The 13313-nt window shown below is 71.9% G+C and carries 14 protein-coding genes; 9 read left to right on the top strand and 5 right to left on the bottom strand.

The window, feature by feature from the left end; genetic code table 11:
- Positions 1-4: 4 nt before the first annotated feature.
- Together ABZX67_RS27315 and ABZX67_RS27310 are read left to right on the top strand one after the other, a co-directional pair.
- Complete coding sequence (locus ABZX67_RS27315) at positions 5-1390, top strand: sugar ABC transporter permease (protein WP_355365203.1); 1386 nt, start codon at positions 5-7, stop codon at positions 1388-1390.
- Positions 1387-2256, top strand: coding sequence for a carbohydrate ABC transporter permease (locus ABZX67_RS27310; protein ID WP_355365201.1), 870 nt, complete (start codon positions 1387-1389; stop codon positions 2254-2256). The genes ABZX67_RS27315 and ABZX67_RS27310 overlap by 4 nt, the downstream gene beginning before the upstream one ends.
- 36 nt (positions 2257-2292) lie before the next feature.
- Here ABZX67_RS27310 and ABZX67_RS27305 read toward each other — a convergent pair whose 3' ends face one another.
- Together ABZX67_RS27305 and ABZX67_RS27300 are read right to left on the bottom strand one after the other, a co-directional pair.
- A complete protein-coding gene (locus ABZX67_RS27305) occupies positions 2293-2643 on the bottom strand; it encodes a hypothetical protein (RefSeq protein ID WP_355365198.1) in 351 nt (116 codons plus the stop codon).
- Positions 2644-2758: 115 nt separating this feature from the next.
- The gene (locus tag ABZX67_RS27300) at positions 2759-4000 is read right to left on the bottom strand and encodes an acyl-CoA dehydrogenase family protein (protein ID WP_355365195.1); all 1242 of its coding nucleotides are present in this window, start codon (positions 3998-4000) and stop codon (positions 2759-2761) included.
- A 134-nt stretch (positions 4001-4134) separates the two neighbouring features.
- Here ABZX67_RS27300 and ABZX67_RS27295 point away from each other — a divergent pair, with 134 nt between their 5' ends.
- A complete protein-coding gene (locus tag ABZX67_RS27295; RefSeq protein ID WP_355365192.1) occupies positions 4135-4782 on the top strand; it encodes a TetR family transcriptional regulator in 648 nt (215 codons plus the stop codon).
- Between the two features lie 151 nt (positions 4783-4933).
- Here ABZX67_RS27295 and def read toward each other — a convergent pair whose 3' ends face one another.
- Positions 4934-5479, bottom strand: a complete 546-nt coding sequence (gene def / locus ABZX67_RS27290; protein ID WP_355365189.1) for a peptide deformylase — start codon at positions 5477-5479, stop codon at positions 4934-4936.
- 147 nt (positions 5480-5626) lie between these two features.
- On the opposite strand from def, the gene ABZX67_RS27285 reads away from it, so the two are divergent.
- The 5 genes from ABZX67_RS27285 to ABZX67_RS27265 all read left to right on the top strand — a co-directional run bounded on the left by ABZX67_RS27285 (position 5627) and on the right by ABZX67_RS27265 (position 10171).
- Complete coding sequence (locus ABZX67_RS27285) at positions 5627-6865, top strand: MurT ligase domain-containing protein (RefSeq protein WP_355365186.1); 1239 nt, start codon at positions 5627-5629, stop codon at positions 6863-6865.
- Between the two features lie 34 nt (positions 6866-6899).
- Entirely contained in the window at positions 6900-7628 is a 729-nt protein-coding gene (locus ABZX67_RS27280) for a glutamine amidotransferase (protein ID WP_355365183.1), read from the top strand.
- A gap of 177 nt (positions 7629-7805) precedes the next feature.
- Positions 7806-8831: a 6-phosphofructokinase gene (locus tag ABZX67_RS27275; RefSeq protein ID WP_355365180.1), complete on the top strand. Its 1026-nt coding sequence runs from the start codon at positions 7806-7808 to the stop codon at positions 8829-8831.
- A gap of 115 nt (positions 8832-8946) precedes the next feature.
- Entirely contained in the window at positions 8947-9903 is a 957-nt protein-coding gene (locus ABZX67_RS27270; protein ID WP_355365177.1) for a cytochrome c oxidase assembly protein, read from the top strand.
- 109 nt (positions 9904-10012) lie between these two features.
- Entirely contained in the window at positions 10013-10171 is a 159-nt protein-coding gene (locus ABZX67_RS27265; protein WP_355365174.1) for a hypothetical protein, read from the top strand.
- Here the strand turns inward: ABZX67_RS27265 and ABZX67_RS27260 are convergent.
- The gene (locus ABZX67_RS27260; protein WP_355365171.1) at positions 10168-11541 is read right to left on the bottom strand and encodes an APC family permease; all 1374 of its coding nucleotides are present in this window, start codon (positions 11539-11541) and stop codon (positions 10168-10170) included. The genes ABZX67_RS27265 and ABZX67_RS27260 overlap by 4 nt on opposite strands.
- 78 nt (positions 11542-11619) lie before the next feature.
- On the bottom strand, positions 11620-12099 hold the full coding sequence (locus ABZX67_RS27255) for a DUF6098 family protein (RefSeq protein WP_355365168.1): 480 nt from the start codon (positions 12097-12099) through the stop codon (positions 11620-11622).
- 257 nt (positions 12100-12356) lie between these two features.
- Here ABZX67_RS27255 and ABZX67_RS27250 point away from each other — a divergent pair, with 257 nt between their 5' ends.
- A complete protein-coding gene (locus ABZX67_RS27250; protein ID WP_355365324.1) occupies positions 12357-13178 on the top strand; it encodes a dienelactone hydrolase family protein in 822 nt (273 codons plus the stop codon).
- Positions 13179-13313 lie beyond the last annotated feature (135 nt).

The raw sequence follows: 13313 nt of genomic DNA, 5'->3' as shown, positions 1-13313 counted from the left end.
CGACATGACCACACTCACCGCTCCTTCGCCTTCCCCTCCCCCGTCCCCGCCCGTCGCCAAGGCCGGGCCGGGCGGGCCCGGGCCCGCGGACGGCCGGGCCCGCGCCCGGCGGCGCCGGCGGATCATCGCCGTGGCGTTCGTCCTGCCCGCGCTGCTGCTGCTCGGCGCGCTGGTCGTGTACCCCGTGCTCTTCTCCGTCGGGCGCAGCTTCTTCGACGCGTCCGGCACCCGGTTCGTCGGCGGCGGCAACTACGCGGAGATGTTCCGCGACCCGGCCACACTCACGGCCCTGCGCAACAGCGCGATCTGGGTGGTGGTCGCGCCGACGCTGCTGACCGGGCTCGGCCTGATCCTCGCCGTGCTGGTGGAGAAGGTCCGCTGGGCCACCGCCTTCAAGCTGCTGCTGTTCATGCCGATGGCGGTCTCCTTCCTCGCGGCGGGCATCATCTTCCGGCTGGCGTACGAGGAGGACCCCGACAAGGGCGTGCTCAACGCGGCGGTGGTCGGCGTGCACGGCGTGTTCGAGGACTCCTCCTCCTACCCGAAGGCCCGGCCCCGGGAGGGCCAGGGCCTGGACCGTGCGCCGGACGGCTCATACGGCACCGCCGAGCCGGTCTCACCCGGCAAGGCGGTGGCGCTCGGCCTCGTCGGCGTACCGCCCAAGGAGCTGCCGACGGAGGCGAAGACCGCGTCCGCGGGGCCGGCTCCGGGCCCGCGGGAGCTGCGCGGGACCGTCTACCTGGACTTCACACCCGGTGGCGGGGGGCGCCCGGGCGTGGTGGACGCCTCCGAGCGGGGCCTGCCGGGGATGACGGTCGAGGCGGTACGGGACGGCAAGGCCGTCGCCACCGCGACCACGGCCGCCGACGGCTCGTTCCGCCTCGCGGACCTCGGCCCGGGCGCGTACACCGTGCGCCTGCCCGCGGCGAACTTCGCGCCGCCGTACGAGGGCGTCTCGTGGCTCGGCCCGGCGCTCGTCACACCGGCGATCATCGGCGCGTACCTGTGGATCTGGACGGGCTTCGCCATGGTGCTCATCGGCGCCGGGCTGTCGTCGCTGCCGCGCGACTGCCTGGAGGCGGCGCGGATGGACGGCGCGAACGAGTGGCAGGTGTTCCGGCGGATCACCGTGCCGCTGCTGGCACCCGTGCTGACGGTGGTCTTCGTGACGCTCGTGATCAATGTGATGAAGGTCTTCGACCTGATCTACATCATCGCGCCGGGCCCGGTGCAGGAGGACGCCACCGTGCTGGCCACCCAGATGTGGCTGGTGTCCTTCGGCGGCGGCAACGACCAGGGGCTCGGCAGCGCGCTCGGTGTGCTGCTCCTGCTGCTGGTGATCCCGGCGATGGTGTTCAACGTCCGCCGCTTCCGGAGGAGTCAGTCATGAGCGCGCAGACCGTATCGGCTCCGGGCGGCGGCAGGCTGCGCCGGTGGCTGGGCAGCGGCCTGGTGCAGGCGTTCCTGGCCGTCGTGGGCCTGATCTGGATCACCCCGGTCGCCGGGCTGCTGCTGTCCTCGCTGCGCTCGGCGCGGGACAGCGCGTCGAGCGGCTGGTGGACGGCGCTGGCCGAGCCGGGGCAGCTGTCGCTCGCCAACTACGCGACGCTGCTGGACAACGCGGGCATCACGCGGGCCTTCTGGAACACCGTGCTGATCTCGGTCCCGACCACCGTGCTGGTCGTCGTGGTGGCGGCGCTGGCCGGTTACGCCTTCGCCTGGCTGGAATTCCCCGGCCGGGACTGGATCTTCCTGCTGGTGGTGGCGCTGCTGGTGGTGCCGGTGCAGGTGGGTCTGCTGCCGGTGGCGAAGCTCTTCGGGCAGCTGGGGCTGTTCGGCACGATCCCGGGCGTGGTGCTGTTCCACGTGGCGTACGGGCTGCCGTTCGCGATCTTCCTGCTGCGCAACTACTTCGCCGACATCCCGCGCGAGATGCTGGAGGCGGCGCGGATGGACGGCGGCGGCGAGTGGCGCATCTTCACCCGGCTCGTCCTGCCGGTGGGCCGGCCGGCCATCGCCAGCCTGGCGATCTTCCAGTTCCTGTGGGTGTGGAACGACATGCTGGTGGCGCTCCTCTTCGCCGACTCGTCGTCGCAGCCGCTGACGGTGGAACTGCAGTCGCAGGTGCGGCAGTTCGGCTCAAACATCGACGTGCTGGCGCCGGGGGCGTTCCTGTCCCTGGTGGTGCCGGTGGTGGTCTTCTTCGCCTTCCAGCGGCACTTCGTGCAGGGGGTGATGGCGGGTTCGGTGAAGTGAGACCCTGAAAACCCGAAGCCCGCGGGCTTCGGGTTTTCAGAAGACGGGCAGCGCGGTGAGCGTCGTGCTGTCGCGCACGAAGACGCGGTTCGCGTCGCCCGCCATCCAGCAGCGGTCGGGCTTCCGCCGCCCCCGGAAGCCCCAGTTCGTCTCCCCGCTGTCCTCGCGGTGGCGGGCCGCCACCCCGGCCTCCGTCCTCGTCCCGTCGATCTCGAACATCCAGAAGCCGTTGCCCTGGAGGACCAGCGGGGTGCGGGGGTGGCCCTGCGGGAGGAGGCTCCACGCCCATTCGGCGGTCTTGCCGCTGCGGACGTCGAAGCGCAACGGGAAGCCCAGCGCGGCCAGGTAGACATGGCCGCCGTGCAGCGCCGACGGGCCCCAGCGCATCGGCGTGCCGTCCTTACGCGCGAGGTCGGCGATCCACCGCTGCTTGCCGAGCGCGCCGCGAGTCTGACCGGATGCCAGTGCGTCCAGGTCGAGGGGACGGACGCGTGAGCGTTCGTCAGCGGATCGGCATGCCCGACAGCGTGCGGGCGATGACCAAGCGCTGGATCTCGCTCGTGCCTTCGAAGATGGTGTAGATCGCGGCGTCGCGGTGCATGCGCTCCACCGGGTACTCGCGGGTGAAGCCGTTGCCGCCGAGGATCTGGACGGCCTGGGCCGTGACCTTCTTGGCGACCTCGCTCGCGTACAGCTTGGACATCGAACCCTCGGCCGAGGTGAACGGCTTGCCGGTGGTGGCCATCCAGGAGGCCCGCCACACCAGGAGGCGGGCGGCGTCGATCTGGGTGCGCATGTCGGCGAGCTGGAAGGCGACGCCCTGGTTGTCGATGATCGGGCGGCCGAACTGCTGCCGCGTCTTGGCGTAGTCGAGCGCCACTTCGTACGCGGCCCGGGCGGTGCCGACGGCCATGGCGCCGACGGCGGGGCGGGAGGCCTCGAAGGTGGCCATGGCGGCGTTCTTGACGCGCTCGCCCCCGTCCTTGCCGGCCTGCTTGGCCTTCTCGCGGGCGCGGGCGAGGCGCTCGTCCAGCTTCTCCTTGCCGCCGAGGAGGCAGGAGCCGGGGACGCGTACGCCGTCGAGGACGACCTCGGCGGTGTGGGAGGCGCGGATGCCGTGCTTCTTGAACTTCTGGCCCTGGGAGAGGCCGGGGGTGTTCGGCGGGACGATGAAGGAGGCGTGGCCCTTGGAGCCGAGCTCGGGGTCGACGACGGCGACGACGACGTGGACGTTGGCGATGCCTCCGTTGGTGGCCCAGGTCTTGGTGCCGTTGAGGACCCACTCGTCCGCGGCCTCGTCGTAGACGGCGCGCGTACGCATCGAGGCGACGTCCGAGCCGGCGTCGGGTTCGGAGGAGCAGAAGGCGGCGACCTTGACGTCGTCGGCGTCGCCGTACATCTGGGGGATCCAGGTGCCGATCTGCTCCTCGGTGCCGTTGGCGAGGACGCCGACGGCCGCGAGGCCCGTACCGACGATGGACAGGGCGATGCCCGCGTCGCCCCAGAAGAGCTCCTCCATCGCCATCGGGATGCCGAGGCCGGTGGGGTCGAAGAACTGCTGGGCATAGAAGTCGAGGGAGTAGATGCCGACCTTGGCGGCCTCCTGGATGATCGGCCAGGGGGTCTCCTCGCGCTCGTCCCATTCGGCCGCCGCCGGGCGCATGACGTTCTCGGCGAAACCGTGCAGCCAGTCACGGACCTGCTTCTGGTCGTCGTTGAGGTCGAGCGTGAACTCGGCGGCCATGATCCCTCCCAGGGGGTTACTAACGGTAACGGCAGTCTGTTACCGGTAAGTAGCCGCTGTCAACCGGCAGCGGCACGCGGCCGGGTGTTACGTTGCGCAAGCCTCAGGACATCTCACGGGCGGGGAGAAGCACTATGGACACCACACACCGGACCGACCAGCAGCGGTCGGCCGACCAGCGGCGACGCGAACTGCTCGAGGCGGCCGACCGCGTGGTGCTCCGCGACGGGCCCCGGGCGTCGATGAACGCCATCGCCGCGGAGGCGGGCATCACCAAGCCGATCCTCTACCGCCACTTCGGCGACAAGGGCGGCCTGTACCGCGCCCTCGCCAAGCGGCACACGGACGCGCTGCTGGCCGCGCTGCGTGCCGCGCTGGACGCGCCGGCCGACCGGCGCCGTCGCGTGGAGGCGACGCTCGACACCTACCTCGCCGCGATCGAGGCGCGGCCGCAGGTGTACCGCTTCCTGATGCACCCGGCGGAGGAGCCCGGCCAGACGCCGGAACAGGGCTTCGACGTCGGCCGCCACTCGGCGCCGCTGCTGCGCCGCATGGGCGAGGAGCTCGCCGAGGTGATCGCGGAGCGCATAGACCTGGGCCCGGGCAACGAGGCGCTGGCGCGGGTCTGGGGCCACGGCATCGTCGGCATGATGCACGCGGCGGGCGACTGGTGGCTCGGCGAACGCCCCTGTACGCGGGCGGAGTTGGTACGGGGCCTGGCGGACCTGCTGTGGGGCCGCCTCGAACAGGTCGACGACCGCGAGGGCGGGCCGGGGTTCTAGAGCGGAACCCTGTACAGCCCGTCCGGCGTTTGAGGACACGCGCGAAGCGCGTACGGGGTCTGGGGCGAAGCCCCAGTTCGGGAAGTGGGGGTCCCCCCACGCCGCCAGGCGTAGGGGGAGGGGTGGGGAAAGGCCCCGCGCAGCGGCGTCCTCAGCGGTCCCGCGCCCACGGCGCCCGGCGGGCCGCGCGCAGGAGCTTGGAGCGGCGCCAGCCGGTGAGGCGGTCGGGGTACACCGTCCCCTCCAGGTGGTCGCACTCGTGCTGCAGGCACCGGGCGAAGAAGCCCGTGCCCTCCACCCGCACCGGCGCGCCCTGCGCGTCCACGCCCTCCACCACCGCGTGGTCGAAGCGCTCCGTGCCCGCCTCCAGCCCCGGCAGCGACAGGCAGCCCTCCGGGCCCCGCACCGTCACCCCGTCCGCCTCGACCAGCCGCGGGTTGACGACGTGGCCGAGGTGCCGGACGTCCTCGTCGTCCGGGCAGTCGTAGACGAACACCCGCAAACCGACACCGACCTGGTTCGCCGCGAGGCCCACGCCCTCGGCGGCGTACATCGTCGCGAACATGTCCTCGATGAGCCGGGACAGCGCCGGGCCGAAGTCGGTGACGGGCTCGCAGGGCGTGTGCAGCACCGGTTCGCCGAGCAGTGTCATGGCTCGTACGTGACCGGAACTGCCGGGGATCGGGCGGTTTCGCATGGCGTCAGGGTACGTTCCGCGTGGTTTACGCGCGGTTTCCGCGTAGGTTCGGCCCTCGCCCGACCGTTTCGGCAGGTGGCGCGGTTCGGGCGCCCGGCCGGAGCTCGATAGGCTGAGCCCGGACCCACGCTAGGAGGAACAAGGACGATGGCAGGCAACACGGAGCCGCTGTCGCCGCGCGCCAAGCTGGCCGTGACGGCAGGAAAGGCCGCAGCGGCGGTGTCTCGCGCGGCGGGACGCGGCAGCGGATCGGTGATCGGCGGCAAGGTGGCGCTCAAGCTCGACCCCGACCTGCTGGGGCGGCTGGCGCAGCACCTGGACGTCGTCCTGGTGTCGGCGACCAACGGCAAGACCACCACCACCCGGCTGATCGCCGAGGCCCTGCGCGCCAGCGGTCCGGTCGTCTCGAACGCTCTCGGTGCGAACATGCCCGCGGGCATCACCTCGGCGCTCGCCGGCGGCTCGGACGCCAAGTACGGCGTCATCGAGGTCGACGAGAAGTACCTGGCCGGTGTCGCGCGCGACACCGAGCCGAAGGCCGTCGCACTGCTCAACCTCTCGCGCGACCAGCTGGACCGCGCCGCGGAGACCCGCATGCTGGCGGAGAAGTGGCGCGAGGGCCTGGCCGGGTCGAAGGCGGTCGTGATCGCCAACGCCGACGACCCGCTGGTGGTGTGGGCCGCGTCGTCCTCCGCCAACGTGGTCTGGGTGGCCGCAGGTCAGGAGTGGAAGGACGACGCCTGGTCGTGCCCCGCCTGCGGCGGTGTGATGCAGCGCCCCGGCGACGACTGGTTCTGCGGCGAGTGCGGCTTCCGCCGCCCCGCCCCGAGCTGGGCGCTGAGCGGCGACCACGTCCTCGACCCGCACGGTTCGGCCTGGCCGATCCACCTGCAGCTGCCCGGCCGCGCCAACAAGGCGAACGCCACCACGTCGGCCGCGGTCGCCGCGGTCTTCGGCGTACCGCCGCAGGTGGCGCTGGAGCGCATGTACCAGGTGCAGGCGGTGGCCGGCCGGTACGACGTGGTGTCCTTCCTCGGCCGCGACCTGCGGCTGCTGCTGGCGAAGAACCCCGCGGGCTGGCTCGAGACGTTCTCCCTGATCGACGGGCCGCCGACGCCGGTCATCCTGTCCGTCAACGCCCGCGGCGCCGACGGCACCGACACGTCCTGGCTCTGGGACGTCGACTACCCGCGGCTGGCCGGGCACCCGATCTTCGTGATCGGTGACCGCCGCCTCGACCTGGCGGTGCGCCTGGACGTCGCCGGCCTGGACTTCCGGGTGTGCGACACCCTCGACGAGGCCGTCCAGCTGGCTCCGCCCGGCCGGATCGAGCTCATCGCGAACTACACCGCGTTCCAGGACGTACGCCGCCGCGTCGGCAACTGAGCCAGAGCGACCGAGAGCCTCGAAGGACATGAGCATGAGCGACAGCAGTCTGCGTCTGGTGTGGGTCTACCCGGACCTGCTCAGCACGTACGGAGACCAGGGCAACGCCCTGGTGGTGGAGCGGCGCGCCCGGCAGCGCGGCCTGGACGTGCACCGGGTGGACGTGCGCAGCGACCAGCCGATCCCGACGTCCGGTGACATCTACCTGATCGGCGGCGGTGAGGACCGGCCGCAGCGGCTCGCGGCCGAGCGGCTGCGCCGCGACGGCGGGCTGAACCGCGCCGCCGAGAACGGCGCCATCATCTTCTCGGTGTGCGCCGGGTACCAGATCCTCGGCCACGAGTTCATCAACGACCTGGGCGAGCGCGAGCCGGGCCTCGGCCTCATCGACGTCATCTCGACGCGCGGCGAGGGCGAGCGGTGCGTCGGTGACGTCCTGGCCGACATCGACCCGCGCTTTGGCCTGCCCCAGCTGACGGGCTTCGAGAACCACCAGGGCATCACCCACCTCGGCCCGACCGCGCGCCCGTTCGCCCGGACCGTGTACGGCAAGGGGAACGGCACCGGGGACGGCACCGAAGGCGCCTACAACGACACCGTTTTCGGGACGTACATGCACGGACCGGTCATGGCGCGCAACCCGCAGATCGCGGACCTGCTGCTGAAGCTGGCCCTCGATGTGAACGCGCTGCCGCCGACCGACGACCGGTGGTACGAGGCGCTGCGCGCCGAGCGGATCGCGGCGGCGAGCCAGCCCGCCTGAGCGGGCGTCCGCTCGTCTGGAGCGGTATCGCGCGCCGTCCATTGTCTGTTCCTCCGAAGAACGTCCAGTTGACGGACGCTCGGTTCGGCCCCGTCACCCAACGCCGGTAGGGTGACGGGGATCCAACCGGACGACGTGGTCCGGGAGTCGGCCCACGTTGCAAAGGTATTTCGGGCTATGCGCATTGGTGTGCTCACCTCCGGCGGCGACTGCCCCGGTCTGAACGCCGTCATCCGTTCCGTCGTGCACCGCGCCGTCGTCGACCACGGCGACGAGGTCATCGGTTTCCACGACGGGTGGAAGGGCCTCCTGGAGTGCGACTACCGCAAGCTCGACCTCGACGCGGTGGCCGGCATCCTGGCCCGCGGCGGCACCATCCTCGGCTCCTCCCGTGTCCAGCCGGCGCACCTCGTCGACGGTGTCGAGCGCGCCAAGGGGTACGTCGCCGAGCTCGGTCTCGACGCGATCATCCCCATCGGCGGCGAGGGCACCCTCAAGGCCGCCAACCTGCTCTCCGAGGCGGGGCTGCCGATCGTCGGCGTACCGAAGACCATCGACAACGACATCGCGTCGACCGACGTCACCTTCGGTTTCGACACGGCCGTCGGGGTCGCCACGGAGGCGCTGGACCGGCTGAAGACCACCGCCGAGTCGCACCAGCGCGTGCTGATCGTCGAGGTCATGGGCCGGCACACCGGCTGGATCGCGCTGCACTCCGGCATGGCGGCCGGCGCCCACGCGATCGTCGTCCCCGAGCGGCCCTTCGACATCGAGGAGCTCACCGCCCGGGTCGGCGAGCGCTTCCGCGCGGGCAAGCGGTTCGCGATCGTCGTGGTGGCCGAGGGGGCCAAGCCGCGCGAGGGCACGATGGCCTTCGACGAGGGCGGCAGGGACATCTACGGCCACGAGCGCTTCGCGGGCGTGGCCCAGCAGCTCGCGCGCGAGCTGGAGCAGCGCCTCGGCAAGGAGGCGCGCGCGGTGATCCTCGGCCACGTCCAGCGGGGCGGCACGCCGACGGCGTACGACCGGGTCCTCGCCACCCGCTTCGGCTGGCACGCGGTGGAGGCGGCGCACCGGGGAGAGTTCGGCATGCTGACCGCGCTGCGCGGCACGGACATCGTGATGGTGCCGCTGGCGCAGGCGGTGGAGACCCTGAAGACGGTCCCCGCCGAGCGGTACGACGAGGCCGAGACCGTCCTCTGACCGCTCACGCCTGGATGAAACGTGAACGAACCGCCCCCGGTCGCAGACGCGGCCGGGGGCGGTTCTAGTCTTGTCCCCGCAAGCGGACAACCCCGTACGAATCAGGAGCCGGCGGATGGATCATCACAGCGGGCACGGCATGCCGATGGACCTTCCGCCGTTCACGCTGGGGCGGGCGCTCGCCTACTCGCCGGACACCTTCTTCCTGGTGGGGTGCCTGCTCGCGCTCGGCCTGTACGGGTGGGGCGTCGTCCGGCTGCGCAGGCGCGGTGACGCGTGGCCGGTCGGGCGGACCGTGTTCTTCGCCATCGGCGTGCTGACCGTCGCGCTGGTGATGTGCACCAAGCTGAACGACTACGGCATGGTCATGTTCAGCGTGCACATGGTGCAGCACATGGTCATCAGCATGCTGTCGCCGATCCTGCTGCTGCTCGGCGCGCCGGTCACGCTGGCGCTGCGCGCGCTGCCGGTGGCGTCGCGGCGGGGCAGCAAGGGGCCGCGAGAGCTGCTGCTGGCGCTGCTGCACAGCCGCTATCTGCGGGTCGTCACGCACCCGGCGTTCACGATCCCGCTGTTCATCGCGAGCCTGTACGGGCTGTACTTCACGCCGCTGTTCGACTTCCTGATGAGCTCCAAGCCGGGGCACATCGCGATGATGCTGCACTTCCTGGCGGTCGGCCTGGTCTTCTTCTGGCCGATCATGGGCGTGGACCCGGGCCCGCACCGGCCGGGCTATGTGATGCGGATGCTGGAGCTCTTCGCGGGCATGCCGTTCCACGCCTTCTTCGGCATCGCGCTGATGATGGCGTCCGAGCCCATGGTCGCGGCGTACCGGAACCCGCCGTCGTCGCTCGGCATCGACGCCCTCGGCGACCAGAGCGCGGCGGGCGGCATCGCCTGGGCGTTCAGCGAGATCCCCTCCGTGCTGGTGCTGATCGCGCTGGTGTACCAGTGGTACCGCTCCGAGCAGCGGCAGGCGGTCCGCAAGGACCGGGCGGCCGACCGCGACGGCGGCAAGGAGCTGGAGGCGTACAACGCCTATCTGGCGTCGCTGCACGCGCGCGGCCGGTAGCGGTCCCCGGGCCGCCGGCCGGCGGGGTGTGCGCGGCGGTGGCGCCGAGGGTGGCGGTGGGGCGACCATGGCGGTACGGCCCGTGGCCCCGGCCGGGAGGAGGGCACGCATGTCCAGTCCTACGAAGACGATGGGGACGCTCACCGTCGGCGCGCTGGTGCTGACGACGGCGTACACGGTGGCGCTCGGCAGCAACGGCTGGCTCTGGTTCGGGTGGGTCGTGCTCGGCCTGCTGACGCTGGGGGTCATCGCCATCCGGGACAGCTAGTCGCCGTGCTTGTCGGAGGTCGTCGTACGGCGGCCCGGTGACCGCCTGAGGGCGGCGGCCGCGCCCAGGACCAGGCCCACGGCGAGCACGATCAGCCCGCGCAGCCACACCTGCGCCTCGATCCGGGTGGCGAGCAGGACGCACGAGGCCGCGCCGAGGACCGGGAGCACGACGGGCGCCCGGAAGTGGCCCGGTGTGCCGCCGGGGTCCCGGCGCAGGACCAGGGCGGCGGTGTTGACCAGGAAGAAGACCACCAGCAGGAGCAGCACCAGCGTGGCGGCGAGGGTCTCGACGCTGCCCGTGACGGCCAGCAGCATCGACAGCGCGGTGGTGGCCGCGATGGCCGCCCACGGCGTACGGCGCTGGGGCAGCACCCGGGTGAGGGCGGAGGGCAGCAGTCCGTCGCGGGCCATGCCGTAGGTGAGGCGCGAGGACATGATGCCGGTGAGCAGCGCGCCGTTGGCGACGGCGACGAGCGCGATCGCGCTGAACAGCCACAGCGGCACGCCGCCCGCCGCCCTGACCACTTCGAGGAGCGGGCCGCTCGACTTCGCCAGGGTGCTGGTGGGGACGGCGGCCGACGCGGCGATGCCGACGAGGACGTACACGCCGCCGGCCGTGGCGAGCGCGCCGAAGAGGGCGCGCGGGTAGGAGCGGCGGGGGTCGCGAGTCTCCTCGGCGACGTTGACGGAGGTCTCGAAGCCGACGAAGGAGTAGTACGCCAGCACCGCGCCGCTCAGGACGGCCGACGCCGCGCCCTTCTCGGCGGTGCCCAGCTGGGTGAGCCGGCCGGGGTCGCCGTCGCCGCGCAGCAGGAGCCAGGCGCCGAGCACGATGATGATCACCAGGCCGCCCACCTCGACGAGCGTGGCGACGACGTTGGCGCGGGTGGACTCGCGGATGCCGCGCGCGTTGAGCAGGGCCAGCGCCGCGAGGAACACGACCGCGACCAGCGCGACCGGGACGGTGGCGAAGGCCGAGAGGTAGTCGCCCGCGAAGCCCCGGGCGAGCGCGGCGACCGAGACGACGCCGGCGGCGAGCATGCAGAAGCCCGCGAGGAACCCGGCGAAGGGCCCGTAGGCGCGGGTGACGTAGTGCGAGGCGCCACCGGCGCGCGGGTACTTGGTGGCGAGCTCGGCGTACGACGCCGCCGTGAGCAGGGCCAGGGCGAGCGCGACGGTGAGCGGCACCCAGACGGCGCCGCCCGACTCGGCGGCGACCTGCCCGATGAGGACGTACACCCCGGCTCCGAGGACGTCGCCGAGGATGAAGAAGTAGAGCAGCGGGGTGGTGAGCGCCCGCTTGAGGGGCGCCCCCTGCTCCCCGTGCTGCCCCTGGTGCGCTTGCCGCTCTGTGGCGGTGTGATCCATGGCTGTGGACATACCGCCCGTTTGCCCGGGGAGACCGGCGGCACGCGGGACGTTCGTCCCCTCCTCACCGGGCCGGTCTCACCTGCGCATGGGGCCCCATGGGCGGCGCTGGCGCGCCACCTCGCGCTCGGCCTCCTCGATGACCCCGAGGTCGATCCAGCAGACCGGCTCGATGTCGCGGAGCAGCGGCTCGTTGTCCGGGCCGCGGGCGACCTCGCGGCCGCGCAGCGCCCAGGGGCGTACGTCGCCGTCCCGCTCCTCGCGCAGGTGGCAGTAGTCGTAGAGGCGCCGGGCCACCCACAGCCGTACGGGGCGGTCCTCCCACCAGGTCTCGATCTGGAGGGGGTTCGCCGAGAGGCCGGGCATGGTGATGCCGGTGAGGTGGTCGGCGCTGTGCGTGTCGTTCATGTCGTCGGCGGGGCTGCGGGACCACCGGACGTAGAGCCGGCCGTGGCGTTCCACCAGGTCGCCCAGTTCCTCGAGGCTGCTCACCGTGGGCAGCTCGGTCACTCCGTCGGGGGCCGTCCTGCGGCCGGTCGCCGCGTCGGTGTGGTCCATGCGGGTCACGCTCCTCGTCGTACCGCCGTCGTACCGCCCGTTCTACCGGGACGTCCGCCGCGTACCCCTGGCGAGGACCGGTGATTCCACCGATGCCGGTGGGGCGTGGGCGCCGGGACAGTGGCACCCCAGCGAACACGGCGGTACCGCCCCGACGGCACTCCTGTCACCGAGGGCTTCCCCGCCACGACCGAGAGGACGACTCAGTCGTGAAGAGATCCACTCTGGCGGCGTTCATCGCCACCTGCTGTCTTGGCATGACCCTGACCATCACTCCGGGTGCGCAGGCCGCGGAGAACCCCTACGAGCGCGGCCCGGACCCGACCACCGCCGGCATCGAAGCCGTACGCGGCCCCTACGCGGTCTCCCAGACGAGCGTCTCGTCGCTGTCGGTCACCGGGTTCGGCGGGGGCACCATCTACTACCCCACCACCACCGCCGACGGCACCTTCGGAGCCGTGGCCGTCTCCCCCGGCTTCACCGGGACCCAGTCCTCCATGGCGTGGTACGGCCCCCGGCTCGCCTCGCAGGGCTTCGTGGTCTTCACCATCGACACCAACACCACGCTCGACCAGCCGGACAGCCGCGGCCGCCAGCTCCTCGCCGCGCTGGACTACCTGACGCAGCGCAGCTCCGTGCGCGGCCGGATCGACGCCACCCGGCTGGGCGTGATGGGCCACTCCATGGGCGGCGGCGGCTCGCTGGAGGCCGCCAAGAGCCGGCCGTCCCTCCAGGCCGCGATACCGCTCACCCCCTGGAACACCGACAAGAGCTGGCCGGAGGTCACGACGCCGACGCTGCTCATCGGCGCCGAGGACGACACGGTCGCGCCGGTCTCCTCGCACGCGGAGCCGTTCTACACGAGCCTGCCGAGCACCCTCGACAAGGCGTACCTGGAGCTGAACAACGCCGGGCACCTCGCCCCGAACACCTCCGACACCACGATCGCCAAGTACAGCATTTCCTGGCTCAAGCGGTTCATCGACAACGACACCCGCTACGAGCAGTTCCTGTGCCCGCTCCCCCGGCCGAGCCTGACCATCGAGGAGTACCGGGGCACCTGCCCGCACTCCTCGTGACATCGGACGCGGTGCCCGGGCACAGAGTTGGACCGGCGGCGTTGGGCGCGTGCCCAACGCCGCTTCCGCCTGTCGTTAAGGCGAAGTAAACTGCGAGTTTGACCGGGGATTAATGGAGATAGGGATATGAAACCT

Source organism: Streptomyces sp. NPDC003036, assembly GCF_040611175.1.
Taxonomy (GTDB): Bacteria; Actinomycetota; Actinomycetes; order Streptomycetales; family Streptomycetaceae; genus Streptomyces.
The sequence above is the reverse complement of the archived record's forward strand: the minus strand, read 5'-3'. Positions and strand labels throughout refer to the sequence as shown.